Origin of the sequence: Bradyrhizobium diazoefficiens (genome assembly GCF_016612535.1) — a bacterium.
GTDB classification, from domain to species: domain Bacteria; phylum Pseudomonadota; class Alphaproteobacteria; order Rhizobiales; family Xanthobacteraceae; genus Bradyrhizobium; species Bradyrhizobium diazoefficiens_C.
This window is the reverse complement of the sequence record NZ_JAENXS010000001.1, coordinates 52,384-67,604: the sequence shown is the minus strand read 5'-3', so window position 1 is coordinate 67,604 and position 15,221 is coordinate 52,384. Positions and strand designations below refer to the sequence as shown.

12 protein-coding genes are annotated in these 15,221 nt (G+C 64.7%); 4 read left to right on the top strand and 8 right to left on the bottom strand.

The window, feature by feature from the left end:
• Positions 1–41 precede the first annotated feature (41 nt).
• Entirely contained in the window at positions 42–2,555 is a 2,514-nt protein-coding gene (gene bamA / locus JJE66_RS00325) for an outer membrane protein assembly factor BamA (RefSeq protein WP_200512152.1), read from the top strand.
• Here the strand turns inward: bamA and JJE66_RS00320 are convergent.
• The 6 genes from JJE66_RS00320 to JJE66_RS00295 form a co-directional block, all read right to left on the bottom strand.
• Positions 2,552–3,784 carry a Zn-dependent hydrolase gene (locus JJE66_RS00320; protein ID WP_200512151.1) on the bottom strand — a complete coding sequence of 411 codons (1,233 nt, stop codon included), beginning with the start codon at positions 3,782–3,784 and terminating at the stop codon, positions 2,552–2,554. The two genes, bamA and JJE66_RS00320, sit on opposite strands and share 4 nt — an antisense overlap.
• Positions 3,777–4,562, bottom strand: a complete 786-nt coding sequence (locus JJE66_RS00315; protein WP_200512150.1) for an ABC transporter ATP-binding protein — start codon at positions 4,560–4,562, stop codon at positions 3,777–3,779. Before JJE66_RS00315 ends, JJE66_RS00320 begins: the two co-directional genes overlap by 8 nt.
• The gene (locus tag JJE66_RS00310) at positions 4,559–5,332 is read right to left on the bottom strand and encodes an ABC transporter permease (RefSeq protein WP_200512149.1); all 774 of its coding nucleotides are present in this window, start codon (positions 5,330–5,332) and stop codon (positions 4,559–4,561) included. Before JJE66_RS00310 ends, JJE66_RS00315 begins: the two co-directional genes overlap by 4 nt.
• A 72-nt stretch (positions 5,333–5,404) precedes the next feature.
• On the bottom strand, positions 5,405–6,349 hold the full coding sequence (locus JJE66_RS00305; RefSeq protein WP_200512148.1) for an ABC transporter substrate-binding protein: 945 nt from the start codon (positions 6,347–6,349) through the stop codon (positions 5,405–5,407).
• A 106-nt stretch (positions 6,350–6,455) separates the two neighbouring features.
• Complete coding sequence (gene hutC / locus JJE66_RS00300; protein WP_200512147.1) at positions 6,456–7,184, bottom strand: histidine utilization repressor; 729 nt, start codon at positions 7,182–7,184, stop codon at positions 6,456–6,458.
• Positions 7,181–8,539: a formimidoylglutamate deiminase gene (locus JJE66_RS00295; protein WP_200512146.1), complete on the bottom strand. Its 1,359-nt coding sequence runs from the start codon at positions 8,537–8,539 to the stop codon at positions 7,181–7,183. The genes hutC and JJE66_RS00295 overlap by 4 nt, the downstream gene beginning before the upstream one ends.
• Positions 8,540–8,637: 98 nt before the next feature.
• Between JJE66_RS00295 and hutI the strand changes: the two genes are divergently transcribed.
• From hutI to hutU, 3 genes are read left to right on the top strand one after another with little or no spacing between them, the layout of a single operon-like run.
• Positions 8,638–9,852 carry an imidazolonepropionase gene (gene hutI / locus JJE66_RS00290; protein ID WP_200512145.1) on the top strand — a complete coding sequence of 405 codons (1,215 nt, stop codon included), beginning with the start codon at positions 8,638–8,640 and terminating at the stop codon, positions 9,850–9,852.
• Complete coding sequence (gene hutH / locus JJE66_RS00285; RefSeq protein WP_200512144.1) at positions 9,849–11,408, top strand: histidine ammonia-lyase; 1,560 nt, start codon at positions 9,849–9,851, stop codon at positions 11,406–11,408. The genes hutI and hutH overlap by 4 nt, the downstream gene beginning before the upstream one ends.
• Before the next feature lie 13 nt (positions 11,409–11,421).
• Positions 11,422–13,092: a urocanate hydratase gene (gene hutU / locus JJE66_RS00280; protein WP_200512143.1), complete on the top strand. Its 1,671-nt coding sequence runs from the start codon at positions 11,422–11,424 to the stop codon at positions 13,090–13,092.
• 507 nt (positions 13,093–13,599) lie between these two features.
• On the opposite strand, the gene JJE66_RS00275 is transcribed toward hutU, so the two are convergent.
• Both JJE66_RS00275 and JJE66_RS00270 read right to left on the bottom strand, forming a co-directional pair.
• A complete protein-coding gene (locus JJE66_RS00275) occupies positions 13,600–14,697 on the bottom strand; it encodes a hypothetical protein (protein WP_200512142.1) in 1,098 nt (365 codons plus the stop codon).
• A 164-nt stretch (positions 14,698–14,861) separates the two neighbouring features.
• A complete protein-coding gene (locus JJE66_RS00270; RefSeq protein ID WP_200512141.1) occupies positions 14,862–15,128 on the bottom strand; it encodes a hypothetical protein in 267 nt (88 codons plus the stop codon).
• Positions 15,129–15,221: the final 93 nt, after the last annotated feature.

The following is a 15,221-nucleotide window of genomic DNA, read 5'->3' as shown; positions in this document are numbered from 1 at the left end:
TTTCCCGTTTCAGAGCAAGTCGGGTGCTCTTGAGGTGTGGAATGTCGGTTTTGCGGGCCTGGCTTGTCGCGGTGGTCGTGTGTGGCGTGTCGATGGCTACCTCGCTTCCCCTGGCGTTGTTGCCGCAAGCAGCGGCGGCGCAAGCCACGGACGTGATCGTGGTCGAGGGCAATCGCCGCATGGAGGCCGAAACGGTCCGCTCCTATTTCAAGGCCGGTGCGAACGGCCAGTTCGATCAGGCAGCCATCGACGACGGCCTCAAGGCGTTGGTCGAGACCGGCTTGTTTCAGGATGTGAAGGTCAACCGGGTCGGTAGCCGCATCGTCGTGTCGGTGGTCGAGAACGCGGTGATAAGCCGCATCGCATTCGAGGGCAACAAGAAGATCAAGGACGAGCAGCTCTCGGCCGAAATCCAGTCCAAGCCGCGCGGGACCTTCTCGCGCGCGATGGTGCAGTCCGACACGCTACGGATCGCCGAAATCTACCGCCGGTCGGGCCGCTACGACGTGCGCGTCACGCCCGAGATCATCGAGCAGCCGAGCAACCGCGTCGATCTCGTCTTCACGGTCGAGGAGGGCGTCAAGACCGGCGTCAAATCGATCGAGTTCATCGGCAACAGCGCCTACTCGGCCGCGCGCCTGCGCGACGTGATCAAGACGCATGAGAGCAATCTGCTCTCCTTCCTCGGCAACAACGACATCTACGATCCAGATCGCGTCGAGGCCGACCGCGACCTGATCCGCCGCTTCTATCTCAAGAACGGGTTTGCCGATGCGCAGGTCGTGGCGGCGCTGACTGAATATGATCCGGACAAGAAGGGTTTTCTCGTCAGCTTCAAGATCGAGGAAGGCCAGCAATATCGCGTCGGCATCGTCGACTTCCGCACTGGCATCGTCAATTTCGACGCGAGCTCGTTACGCGCCTTTTCGCGCGTCCATGTCGGCTCGCTCTACAATGTCGAATCGGTCGAGAAGTCGACCGAAGAGATGCAGATCGAGGCCTCGCGCCGCGGCTATGCTTTCGCCGTCGTGCGGCCGAGCGGTGACCGAAACTTCGAATCGCACACCGTCTCGGTTGTGTTCAACATCGACGAAGGTCCGCGCACCTATATCGAGCGCATCAATCTGCGCGGCAATACCCGCACGCGCGACTACGTGATCCGTCGCGAATTCGACATCTCCGAAGGCGACGCCTACAACCGCGCGCTGGTCGACCGCGCCGAGCGCCGGTTGAAGAATCTCGACTATTTCAAGAGCGTCAAGATCACCACGGAGCCCGGGTCGTCCAGCGACCGCGTCATCCTGATCGTCAACATGGAAGAGAAGTCGACCGGCGATTTCTCGATCTCGGGCGGCTACTCTACGACCGACGGCGCATTGGCCGAGGTTTCGGTCTCCGAGCGCAATCTGCTCGGCAAGGGGCTCTTCGCGAAAGCGTCGGTGACCTACGGCCAGTATGCGCGCGGCGTCTCGCTGTCCTTCGTCGAGCCGTATCTGCTCGACTACCGCATCGCCCTCGGAATCGACACCTATTGGCGCCAGCAATTGTCGAACAGCTACACCAGCTATGGCGTGACGACGCTGGGTTTCTCGCCGCGCCTCGGCTTCGCGTTGCGCGAGGATCTTTCGCTCCAGCTGCGCTACTCGCTCTATCAGCAGAGCATCACGCTCGCCAGCGACTACAACAACTGTAACAACAACGCGGCCAACACGTCGCTGGCCTTCAACCCGACGCCGGCCTACATCGCGAACGTGCTGGGCGGCGTGGATCCGACCAACTCGACGAGTTCGGGCGTCTATGGCTACGGCTGCTACGGCGACGGCGAATCGAGCCTGCCGGTCCGGAAGGAGCTCACGAACGGTCCGACCTTGACGTCGGCGGTGGGTTATACGCTGAACTACAACACGCTCGACAACAACAAGAATCCAACGGACGGTCTGATCATCGACTTCAAGCAGGATTTTGCCGGCGTCGGCGGCGACGTGACCTATCTGAAGACTGCGCTCGACACCAAGTACTACACGCCGCTGGTGTCCGAGATCGTCAGCGTGATCCATCTCCAGGGCGGCGTCCTCAGCAAGATCGGCAACAACGATCTGCGCATGCTGGATCACTTCCAGATGGGCCCGAACCTCGTGCGCGGCTTCGCTTCCAACGGCATCGGTCCGCGCGACATCACCTATGCGAGCTACGGCACCGTTGGCGATGCGCTGGGCGGCACCAAATATTGGGGCGCGTCGATGGAGTTGCAGATGCCATTCTGGTTCCTGCCCAAGGAGGTCGGCCTGAAGGGCGCGGTCTACGCCGATGCCGGCTCGCTCTGGGGTTACCAGGGGCCGACCTCGTGGGCGGCCACGGGCGAAGTGAATACGAAGGCGTGCCCGACCTGCGGACTGCAATATGACGACAGCAGCCTGGTGCGTTCGTCGGTCGGCGTCGGCCTGATCTGGGCCTCGCCGTTCGGACCGCTGCGCTTCGATTACGCCGTGCCGCTCACGAAGGGTAAATACGACGTGGTCCAGGAGTTCAGGTTCGGCGGCGGCACGTCGTTCTAGCCGCCGAGAATGCGCCGGCAGGCGTCGACGAAGACCTCTGCGCCGGTAACGATATCGGCGTCGGCGGTGTTCTCGGTCCAGTGATGGCTGATGCCGCCGATCGAGGGCACGAATAGCATGCCTGCCGGCATGATGGTCGCGAGCATCTGTGCGTCATGGCCGGCGCCGCTCGGCATGCGGATCGATCGTCCGCCGGCAAATGCTTTGCTCGCGGCGTCGATCGCGTCCTGAAAACCGGCATTCATCATCGCGGGCGCGCCGGTGCGGATTTTCTCCACTGTTACGGTGCAGGGACCATTCGCGTTGACCTCGTCCGCCACAATCCGCAGCAATTCCTCCAGCCGTGCGATCACGGAAGGATCGTCGTCGCGAATCTGGAACAGCATCTCGGCGCCACCCGGAATGATGCTCGGCGCGCCCGGATCGAGCGTGACGCGGCCGGTGGTCCAGACCGTGCGCGGCCCGCACGCAGCCGGAAAACGCTGGTCGATCGTCACGCAGAATTTGGCGAGCGCCAGGCCCGCGTCCTTGCGCACGGCCATGCGCGTGGTGCCGGCGTGGTTCTGCTCACCGGTGAAATCGATGCGGTACTGCCAGATGCCGACGATGGAGGTCACGACGCCGATCGCGAGCTGCCCGCTTTCGAGCGTGTCGCCCTGCTCGATATGCGCCTCCAAATAGCCGACGTGTCGTCCCGGTTCGGCCGTGATACGCGCCCGTCCGGCAAGCCCCATGTCGCCAAGCGCGTCGCGCATGGTGCGGCCATCGGTGCGGTCGCGTGCGGCGTTGATCTCGGTCTCGCTCACCTGCCCGATATAGGAGCGCGATCCGAGAAAGCTGCCGAAATGACCTTCCTCGTCGCACCACGCGGCAACTTCAACCGCGCCTTTCACGGAGGGATCGATATTGAGCACGCGCGCAGCCTCGAGCGCATAGACGACGCCAAGCGGCCCGTCGAGCCAACCGGCGTAGTTCTGGCTTTCCAGATGCGAGCCCGCCAGCAGCTTCGGTCCCGGCGTTGCGCTGGTGCCGAAGACGTTGCCGATGCCGTCGATCGTGGGCGCGAGCCCGGCGCCGGGCAGCTTCCGCACCAGCCAGTCCAGCGACTGCCTGTGCGGCTCGGAGAAGGTCGGCTTGTGCACGCCGGTCTTGTAGGCGCCGAGGGCGCGCAGTGCATTGAGATCGGCGAGAACGCGCATCCCATCGGCGCTCGGCTGGGTGTCAGGCATGTTCGGCAACCTTCAGCGCCTCGATGCGGATTTCCTCGACCAGCCGTTCCTTCAACTGAACGAATTCGGGCGTGGTCTTGATCTTGTAGAAGCGCGGATGCGGCAGGTCCACATTGATCTCGGCTTTGATGCGGCCGGGACGGGCGCTCATGACGATGACGCGGCTGCCGAGGAAGATCGCCTCTTCGATGTCGTGGGTGACAAACAGCACGGTCTTCTGGTCGCGCTCCCAGATGCCGAGCAGCATTTCCTGCATCAAGGCGCGGGTCTGGTTGTCGAGCGCGCCGAAGGGCTCGTCGAGCAGCAGGATCTTTGGATCATTGGCGAGCGCACGCGCAATCGCGGTGCGCTGCTGCATGCCGCCGGAGAGCTGTTTTGGCCAGTGGTTCTCGAAACCGGAGAGGCCAACCTGGCGGATGAAGGTGTCAGCGATCTTGTTGCGCTCCGCCTCGCGCACGCCGCGCTCGCGCAGGCCAAAGGCGATGTTCTCGCGCACCGTCAGCCACGGAAACAGCGTGTAGGACTGGAACACCATGCCGCGGTCGGCGCCGGGGCCGGTGACCTCGCGCCCGTCGAGCGTGACGCGTCCGCTGGTCGGACGGTCGAGGCCGGCAACGATGCGCAGCAGCGTGGACTTGCCGCAGCCGGAGGGGCCGAGGATGGTGACGAAGTCATTGTTGCCGATTGTGAGGTCGGTCGGCTCCAGCGCCCTGGTCGGCGCGTTGCCATGGCGGGCGGGGAAGGTGCGCGAGACCTGCTCGATCTTGAGAATCGTCACGCGAGCCTCCACGGGAACAGCCAGGCGTTGAACGCCTTGAACATGAAGTCCGAGAGCAGGCCGATCAGTCCGATGACGATGATGCCGAAGATGATCTGGCCGGTGTTGAGCAGAGCCTGGCTGTCGGTGATCATGTGGCCGATGCCGGAGGACGAGCCGATCAACTCGGCGACGATGACATAGGTCCAGGCCCAGCCGAGCACCAGCCGCAGGATCTCCGCGATCTCGGGCGCGGAGGATGGCAGCAGCACGCGGCGGATGATGCCGCGATCGCTGGCTCCGAGCGTATAGGCGGCCTCCACCAGATCGCGCCGCGTGGCGCCGACAGTCACAGCGATCATCAGGATGACCTGGAACACCGAGCCGATGAAGATGACGAGCAGCTTTTGCATCTCGCCGATGCCGGCCCACAGAATCAGGAGCGGAATGAAGGCGGAGGCGGGCAAGTAGCGCGCAAAGGAGACAAAAGGCTCGAGGAAGGCCTCGATCGGCTTGTAGGCGCCCATCAGCACGCCGATCGGCACGGCAATGATCGCGGCCAGCACAAAGCCGCCGACGACGCGCCAGATGGTCATGCCGATGTCGAACAGGAAGCCCTGATTGGTGAGCAGGTCGACGCCTTCCTGCACCATGGTCAACGGGTTGGCGAGGAACACTTTCGACACATGGCCGCCGAAGGTCGCCCAGGACCAGAGGGCAACGAACACCACGAAGAACGCGAGGCCGTAAGCCACGCGCTGCTTTGACGTCACGGGGTCGAGAGGACGCATCAACGGTCTATCCGGGCGGTGAACAAGTTTTCCGGCCCCATCGCGAGATGGGGCCGGCTGCTCTTGGGAGGCTTACTTGATGTAGCTCGCGTCAAAGAGGTCCTCGACCTTCGGCGCGGCCTTGATGATGCCGATTTCGAGCAGCAGCTCGGCGGCTTCCTTGTTGAAGGCGAGGAAGTCGCCCGCGAAGAATTTCTGGTTCGTGGCCTTGTCCTGCCAGCGCAGGTATTTGGCCGAGTTGCCGAACTGCTCGCCGGTCTGCTTCACGTCGGCGCCCATGATCTCATAGGCTTTGGTCTGGTCCTTGGCGATCATGTCGAGCGATTCGAAATAACTGTTGGCCAGGGCCTGCGCCGCCTTCGGATTCTCGCTCAGGAATTTCGGCGTGCAGCCAAACGTGTCCATCACGATCGGATAGTCGAGCGTGGTTGCGATGATCTTGCCCTTGTCGGGCGCGGCGCGCACGGTCGACAGATACGGCTCATAGGTCATCGCGGCGTCGTTCTGGCCGGAGACGAAGGCCTGCGCGGCGGCGGCCGGCTCGAGGTTCACGACCGTGACGTCCTTCACCGTGAGTCCGTTCTTCTTCAGCATCCAGGCCAGCGCGAAATAGGGCGAGGTGCCGGGTGCGGAGGCCGCAACGGTCTTGCCTTTCAATTCCTTGATCGACGTGACGTCGTTGCGCACGGCCATGCCGTCGGCGCCAAAACTCTTGTCGAGCTGGAAGATCTGCTTGGTGGCGACACCGTTGGCGTTCCAGGAGATCCAGGTCTCGACCGTGGTGGCGGCGCATTGGACGTCGCCGGAGGCGATGGCGAGGTGGCGATCTTTCTGCGGGATCTTCTTGATGGTGACGTCGAGGCCGTTCTTCTTGAAGATGCCGGCTTCTTTCGCCAGCGTCAGCGGCGCGAAGCCGGTCCAGCCGGAGATGCCGACACCGACCTTGACGTCGTCGGCGAGCACGGGCGTTGAGGCTGTGAGAGCAATGATTGTCGCAAAAACTGTCGAACTACGCATGATTGTCGTCCTCTTGCCGATCGATGGATTGACGTCCTGTTGATCTCTGTTGGCCCCAACGGACCGTTGCCCGAAGCATTGCACGATTTGTGCCGACATCGTTCTCTCAGCCTCCCTTGAATCGGGCGACAAGGCGGTGGGAGTCACCGGGATAAAGCAGGCGCACCGCGGTGATCGTGCGGGCGCTGCGCCAGGTATAGCGGTCGATCACGAGGCATGGCGCGCCGATTGCGATATCGAGCGCTTCGGCCGTGCGATGGTCCGCAACGATGGCGCTGATCGTGTGCTCGGCCTCTGTCCATGGGACATGATGTAGCAGCCACGAGCCCGGCGGCTCGCGCGAGAAATCCGCGGTTGCGGCATCCGGCACGGATGACAAATCGATCAGCCGGTCCTCGACCGCGAACGGCACATTGTCGGCGCTGTGGCGGCAGGCGATCGCGACCACTTTGCCGGCTTTCTTGACGCCGAGACGCCCGCGATCGGCGGCGGTCGCCGTACGCTGTTTGCGGCCGATCAGCTCGTAGCCGTAAGCGCGGCCGAGCGCGGTGATCTCGGCGCGCATGTCCGCGATCTTGAGAACCGCCGACTGGTGCTGCGGCCGGCGCACAAAGGAGCCGGCGCGCCGCCGCCGCTCAATCAGGTCTGCCTGCGCCAGCTCCGACAGCGCCTTGTTCACCGTCATGCGCGAACAGCCGTAGCGCGCGACCAACTCGTGCTCGAAGGGAATGCGGTGGCCCGGCGGCCATTCGCCGGTCAGGATGTGCTTCTCGATGTCGGCGCGGATGCGCTTGTAGAGCGTCGGCTGGTCGGCAGCATCGGTGGCGAGGCTCATGCGGCGAGCCTCCGCACGGATGCGTTGAAGCGCTCGCGCGCAGACCGCCGCAGCCTGTGCCGGCCATCTTCAACGACCTTGTCGCCGCCGGCCCAGACGCAATCGATCGCGCCATGGCCCGCCGCAAAGATCCAGCCGTCTATCACGGCGTCGCGCGAGCGTCCTGCCAGCGACGGATGCCGAGCATCGAGCGTGACGATGTCAGCACGCGCGCCCGGAGCGAGGCCCGCAATCGGCTGTGCCAGTGCCCGGGCGCCGCCCGCAAGGGCGCCGTCGAATAGCGTGCGTCCGGTCGAGCGACCGGTGCCACCTGAGAGAACATTGCGTGCGCGATGCTTGAGTCGCTGGCCGTATTCAAGTTGACGGAGCTCGTCGGCTACGCCGATCAAGACGTTGGAATCGGTGCCGACACCGAACGAGCCACCGGCATCGAGAAACTCGCGTGCGGGAAAGATGCCGTCGCCGAGGCTGGCCTCGGTGATAGGGCAGAGGCCCGCCACCGCGCCGGTCTTTGCGAATGCGGTGACTTCTTCATCCGTCGTGTGGGTTGCGTGAATGAGGCACCAGCGTTGATCGACGGGCGCATGCTCCAGCAGCCACTGCACTGGACACCGCCCCGACCAGGCCAGGCAATCCTCGACTTCCTTCACCTGCTCGGCGGCATGAATATGCACCGGCCCCCCATCGGCCAGCGGAATGATCGCTGCAAGCTCGTCCGGCGTCACCGCGCGCAGACTGTGCGGCGCGATGCCAATATTGGCGCCCGGCAATGTTGTGATCGTCTTGCGCGAGGCCGCCATCAGCGTCGCGAATTGATCGACCGAGCAGATGAAGCGGCGCTGTCCGTCATGCGGCGCCGCTCCACCGAAGGAGCCATGCGCATAAAAACTCGGCAGCAGCGTCAGCGCGATGCCCGACGCCTCGGCAGCCTGCGCAATGCGCGCGGCCATCTCGGCGGGATTGGCATAATGCGAGCCGTCGCGATCATGATGCAGGTAATGGAATTCGCCGACGCGGGTAAAACCCTGCTCCAGCATCTCGACATAAAGCAGTGTCGCGACATCAGCGACATCGTCCGGCGTCATCGTCAGCGCAAAACGATACATCGTCTCGCGCCAGGTCCAGAACGTATCGGTCGAGTCGCCGCGCAGCTCCGCAAGTCCCGCCATGCCGCGCTGGAAGGCGTGGCTGTGCAGGCTCGCAAGTCCGGGAAGCGCGATGGCGTGGCGTTCGTCGCCCGCGGCCGGTGCTGCGCCCGGCGTCACCTCGGCGATCGCGCCGGCGGTGATCACCACCTGCACGTCATTGGCCCAGCCCGAGGGCAGGAGCGCGGAGGCGAAATGCAGTCGGGTCATGAACACACGCCGGCTGGACAGAACCGCCTTACGATTATATGTCTAGACATATAAGTCAAGCATCCCAGGGCGCAGGGACTTCGCGAAGGGAAAGTTGCATGGCAGAGCGCTTCGACCGGATCTGGCATAATGCCCGGCTCGCCACGATGCGGGCCGACCGTCCCGATCTCGGCGAGATCGAGCATGGCGTTATCGCCATACGCGGCGGCCACATCGTCTATGCGGGCGCGGCGGCGGATTTCCCTGCGAACGCCGACGCGATCGAGCGGATCGATTGCGAGGGGCGCTGGATCACGCCGGGCCTCGTCGACTGCCACACCCATCTCGTCTATGGCGGCAACCGCGCGCACGAATTCGAGCTGCGCCTGAAGGGCGCGAGCTACGAGGAAATCGCACGCGCCGGCGGCGGCATCGTCTCGACGGTGGCCGCGACGCGCAAGGCGAGCGAAGCCGAGCTCGCAGCACACGCATTGCCGCGGCTCGATGCGCTGATCGGCGAGGGCGCCACCACGGTCGAGATCAAGTCCGGCTATGGCCTCGACACCGAAACCGAGATGCGGCAGCTCACAGCCGCGCGCAGTCTCGGCCGTCAGCGGCCCGTCGCGATCCGCACGTCGTTTCTGGGCGCGCATGCGCTGCCGATGGAGGCCGATGGCGACAAGGATCGCTATATCGATCTTGTCTGCAACGAGATGCTGCCGGCCGTCGCAAAGGCGGGCCTTGCCGATGCCGTTGATGCCTTTATGGAGGGCATCGCGTTTTCGGCTGAGCAGACCGCGCTTGTGTTCGAGGCGGCGAAGATGCTCGGTCTGCCGGTCAAGCTTCATGCCGATCAGCTGTCAAACCTCGGCGGTGCAGCGCTTGCCGCAAGATTCTCCGCGCTCTCGGCCGATCATCTGGAGCATACCGACGAGGCCGGCGCCGCGGCGATGGCCAGGGCCGGAACGGTGGCCGTGCTGCTGCCCGGCGCCTTCTACTTCATCCGCGAGACGCAAAAGCCGCCGGTCGAGGCGTTTCGCAAGCACGGTGTCCCCATGGCGCTTGCGACCGATTGCAATCCCGGCAGCTCGCCGCTGACCTCGCTGCTCCTCGCCATGAACATGGGCGCGACGCTGTTCCGGATGAATGTCGCCGAATGTCTCACCGGCATCACCCGCGAAGGCGCGCGCGCACTCGGTATGCTCGATGAAACGGGCACGCTGGAAGCCGGCAAATGGTGCGACCTCGCGATCTGGGACATCGAACGTCCGGCCGAGCTCGTCTACCGCATTGGCTTCAATCCGCTGCACCGCCGGGTGTGGAGGGGGCAATGACGGAGCAGGGCGCAGAGATCGTCGTCAGGCCGGGAGCGGTCGGCCTCGACGATCTCGCGCGTGTGCTCGCAGGCGCCTCCGTCGTGCTCGATGGCGCGTTCTGGCCATGCGTCGAGGCGGCGGCGGCGATCGTCGCGAAGGCTGCTCAGGCCGCAGCGCCGGTCTATGGCATCAATACCGGTTTCGGCAAGCTGGCCTCGAACCGCATTCCGCCCGACCGGACCGCGCTGCTCCAGCGCAATCTCATCGTCTCGCATTGCTGCGGCGTTGGCCCTACGACGCCCGAGCCGATCGTGCGGCTGATGATGGCGCTCAAAATCATCTCGCTCGGGCGCGGCGCCTCCGGCGTGCGCCGCGAGGTGATCGAGCAATTGCAGGGCATGCTGGCGCGAGGTGTCTATCCGCTGGTGCCGCAGCAGGGCTCGGTCGGCGCCTCCGGCGATCTCGCGCCGCTCGCGCATATGACCGCTGTGATGATCGGCGAGGGAGAGGCGATCGTCGAGGGCAGGATTGTGTCCGGCAGCGAGGCGCTCGCCGCCGCCGGCCTCACGCCGCTGACGCTCGGCCCCAAGGAGGGGCTCGCGCTGATCAACGGCACGCAATTCTCGACCGCCTATGCCATTGCCGGCGTGTTGCGCGCGTTTCGCCTGGCCCGCGCGGCGCTCGTCACCGGCGCCTTGTCGGTCGATGCGGCGATGGCGTCGACTGCGCCATTCCGTCCCGAAATTCAGGCGCTGCGCGGCCATGCCGGGCAGACCGCCGCGGCCGCAACGCTGACCGCGCTGCTCGACGGCAGCGACATCCGCCTGTCGCATCTCGAAGGCGACGAGCGCGTGCAGGATCCCTATTGCCTGCGCTGCCAGCCGCAGGTTGCCGGCGCGGCGCTCGACCTGATCATGCAGGCCGCGCGCACGCTGATGGTCGAGGCCAATGCCGTCACCGATAATCCTCTGGTGCTGGTCGAGACCGGCGAAATCGTCTCGGGCGGCAATTTCCACGCCGAGCCCGTGGCCTTTGCCGCAGATACGATCGCGCTCGCGCTATCGGAGATCGGCGCGATCAGCGAGCGGCGCATTGCGACGCTGGTCGATCCCGCGCTCAATTTCGGCCTGCCGCCATTCCTGACGCCGGACCCCGGCATCAATTCCGGCTTCATGATCGCTGAGGTGACGGCGGCTGCGCTCTACGCCGAGAACAAGCAGCGCGCGGCGGCCTGCTCGATCGACTCGACGCCGACCAGCGCTAACCAGGAAGATCACGTCTCGATGGCCGCGCATGCCGCGCGGCGTTTGTTGGACATGGCCGACAATCTGGCTTCCATCCTCGGAATCGAGCTCCTGGTCGCCGCGCAAGGCATCACACTGCGCGCACCGCATGCGACCAGCGCGCCGCTCGTCGCCGTCATCGCCAAGCTTCGCGAACAGGTGCCCGCGCTCGGCGCGGACCGCTACATGGCCGGCGATCTCGCCAAGGCTGCCGCGCTCGTCGAGGCCGACGCGCTGCCGGCCTCGGCGATCACGGTGCTCTCATCCGATCCGTTTCCGAGAATTAGCTGAAGAGGTCCTCCGCATGAACCGCCGACTGGACAACGACCGCACCATCCGCGCGCCCCGCGGCGGCGAGATCAGCGCCAAGAGCTGGCTGACGGAAGCGCCCTTGCGCATGCTGATGAATAATCTCGATCCCGACGTCGCTGAGCGCCCGAGCGAACTCGTCGTCTACGGCGGCATCGGCCGCGCCGCGCGCGATTGGGAGAGTTTTGACCGGATCACGGCCGCGTTGCGCAAGCTCGAAGCCGATCAGACGCTGCTTGTTCAGTCCGGCAAGCCGGTGGGCGTCTTCCGCACGCACCCGGACGCGCCGCGCGTGCTGATCGCGAACTCCAACATCGTGCCGCATTGGGCGACGCTCGATCATTTCAACGAGCTCGATCGCCTGGGCCTGATGATGTACGGCCAGATGACGGCGGGCTCGTGGATCTATATCGGCAGCCAGGGGATCGTGCAGGGCACCTACGAAACCTTTGTCGAGGTCGGCCGTCGCCACTATGGCGGCAGCCTTGCCGGCAAATGGATCCTCACCGCCGGCCTCGGCGGCATGGGCGGCGCGCAGCCGCTGGCCGCGACCATGGCCGGCGCTTCCATGCTTGCGGTCGAATGCCAGCCGAGCCGCATCGAGATGCGGCTACGCACCGGCTATCTCGATCGTCAGGCCGCAACGCTCGACGAAGCGCTCGCGATCATGGAAGACGCTGCGAAAACGAAGAAGGCGGTCTCGGTCGGCCTGCTCGGCAATGCCGCGGAGATTTTTCCGGAGCTGGTGCGCCGTGGCGTCAAACCCGACATCGTCACCGATCAGACCAGCGCGCATGATCCGATCAATGGCTATTTGCCGAAGGGCTGGACATTAGCCGAATGGGAGACGAAGCGCGCCGCCGATCCGAAGGCGGTCGAGCGTGCGTCGAAGACATCCATGGTCGAGCACGTTCAGGCGATGCTGGACTTCCATGCGCAGGGCATTCCGACGCTCGACTACGGCAACAACATCCGCCAGATGGCGCAGGACATGGGCCTGAAGAACGCCTTCGATTTCCCGGGCTTCGTTCCCGCCTATATCCGCCCCTTGTTCTGCCGCGGCGTCGGGCCGTTCCGCTGGGCCGCGCTATCAGGTGATCCCGAGGACATCTTCAAGACCGACGCCAAGGTCAAGGAGTTGATGCCTGATGACAAGCATCTGCACAATTGGCTCGACATGGCCAAGGAGCGCATCAAGTTCCAGGGCCTGCCGGCGCGGATCTGCTGGGTCGGACTTGGCGATCGTGATCTTCTGGGTCTCGCTTTCAACGAGATGGTGGCGCGCGGTGAATTGAAAGCGCCCATCGTGATCGGCCGCGATCATCTCGACAGCGGCTCGGTGGCAAGCCCCAACCGTGAGACGGAGGCGATGAAGGACGGATCGGATGCGGTGTCCGACTGGCCGCTGCTCAATGCGCTGCTCAATTGCGCCAGCGGCGCGACCTGGGTGTCGCTGCACCATGGCGGCGGCGTCGGCATCGGCTATTCGCAGCACGCCGGCATGGTGATCGTCGCCGACGGCACGCCGGAAGCCGCAAAGCGCATCGCACGTGTGCTCTGGAACGATCCGGCCTCCGGCGTGATGCGCCATGCGGATGCGGGTTACGAGACCGCGATCGACTGCGCCCGCGATAAGGGGCTGGATCTGCCGAGCCTGCAGAAATAGCCGCGCCTCAGGCCACGACCTTGGCCCCGCGTGGAGAAGGCGTCGAACTGCGCGCGCGTCAGATCCGGGGCGACCGGCACGCGGAACAGCCGCATGGCCACGGCAAGGTGCGCTTTCAAATCGACGGCAGGCATAGCAATACGCGCCCCAAATCCCTTCAAAACGAAGGCGATCTCGCACGGCGGGGATAAAGAGCGCGTTAGATGGGCTTGACGCGGAACGGCCAGCGCAGGTTGCACGCTACCGCGGGATTTTCCACCCGCGTGCATTGGTGAGGGCCTGTTAAAGATGTGACGCGGAAGCGGGAAAGTCTCGCACAGTAGATCGTCCGAAATGACCTTGGTGGCGTTCTGCTAACCATAGGCATCCTCAACCGCGCGGCGCAACCGATTGCCGCGGCGGCCGTCGGTGACGACCGTCGCGCGCTTCATCTCAGGTACAGACGGCGTCCGTTTTGCGGGCTGAAGCGCGGCCGTCGACGGCACGCATCATCGCAGAGGAAAAGGATCAGGCGAGGGCGGCCTGGCGTTCCCGCACTGGCTCGCGGCTTCGATCGGCCCCACGCGGGTCGGCGAGCCGGGTAAAGCTTCGCTGGCTCGCATGCGCGGGCGCCTCGACGATCACGCCTTCGCAGATGATCTGCCCACCGAGCATTTTGAATTCGAGCTTGTCGTAGCGCGGCATCGTCTCGCCGGGCTCGGGCGGCAGTAACTCGATGCGCCCCTGGATGTTCAGCGTCGCATCGCCCGTGCCGTGAAGCCGCGGATTCCACATCCTGATGCCGGTCTCTGTCCAGCGCTGCCGGATCAGCGCGGCGCGGTTGACAGGCTCGGCGGCTTTCGCGCGCGGCTTCGCTGCGCTGCGGATCTCCGGAGCGGACGACGCGGGCGCCGGCTCGACCTCTGTCGCGACGCTGGGAGCGGGATCGCTGTGGGAGCTGGCCTCGATGACCGGTTCGATCTCCGCGGAAACGGCGGATGCGGGTTGGTCTTCAATGACGAGCTCGGAGAGCTCGACCGAAACCGTCTCAGCGTCGGTAGGCGCAATGAAGACCAGCTCTGCGGCGGCAGGTGCAATTTCCACAGGTGCATCCGGGCATGCATCTTTGCCGACGATGAGATCGGAGATTTCAACCGGGCTGCTTTCGTCCTCGATGGATGAGACCGCCGCCTCTTCCAGGAATTCGGGTTCGACATTCGTGAGGTGCTCCGCAGGCGTATCGCTGCTGAAGAATAGAGCATCAACCGGCTCGCTCTCGACCTCAAAAGAGATCGAACTCTCCTCCAGGACGACCGGCTCACCCTCTGCCGGAATCACCAAGGATGAGTCCTCGCTAAGGCCGATATCGGTCGGCGCCGCGGACGGACCCTTCGCGATGACGGAAGTAGCGGTATGGTCCTCGACAACAGGCGTTGCAGCCGTCTCGGCGTCGCGATGCGACGGTTCTGCGCTGATGCTGTTGAGCGCCGGAGCTGCGTCCGTGATGTCGACAATGACCGCAGGCTGCTCATCCGCGGCGATCGGCGCCACGTCGATGCTGCCGCCGTGCGGCGGAGGCCGAAGCCGGGTGAACGCCCATTTCACCGCAGGAATGCGGCTCAGCAACGATATCAGTCTCGAAAGCACTGGGAGTTGTCCAAGAGGTACTCAGGCCGTAGGCAATCGCTGATTCGCCAGCAATGTGAAAAACTGCCCCGGCCGTCACACCCCTGTCAATCTGGGCGGGACCAATTGCAGAACATCTGCACAGTCCCGCACGGCGGCTGCGTTCATTCGAAATGCATCGATGCGAGCGGGTCTTCCTCGCGATCGGGAAGGTGTGTCGGAGCAAGCGGGATGGCCGCGTGCTCCGTTCTGCGGATGTGCGGATGCGCGTGCTTGCGGACGAGCGTCGCGGTCAGCACATCGCATTCCATTTGTTCAATGCTCCCGGTGCAACCGATGCCTGACGACTGCCCAGGCCAGGCTTGCGCCGGGCCGGTGATTGCGAGAGAGAGGATCAGCCGCAGGGCTACAACGATGCTTGTCTTTGTCATGAGAGGCTCCAAACGGTCCTATGAAGGTATCGCGCGAGGCGGGCAATATTCCGCGCCGCCGCACGCTCTCGCGCCGGCTCACGCAGGGTTCAA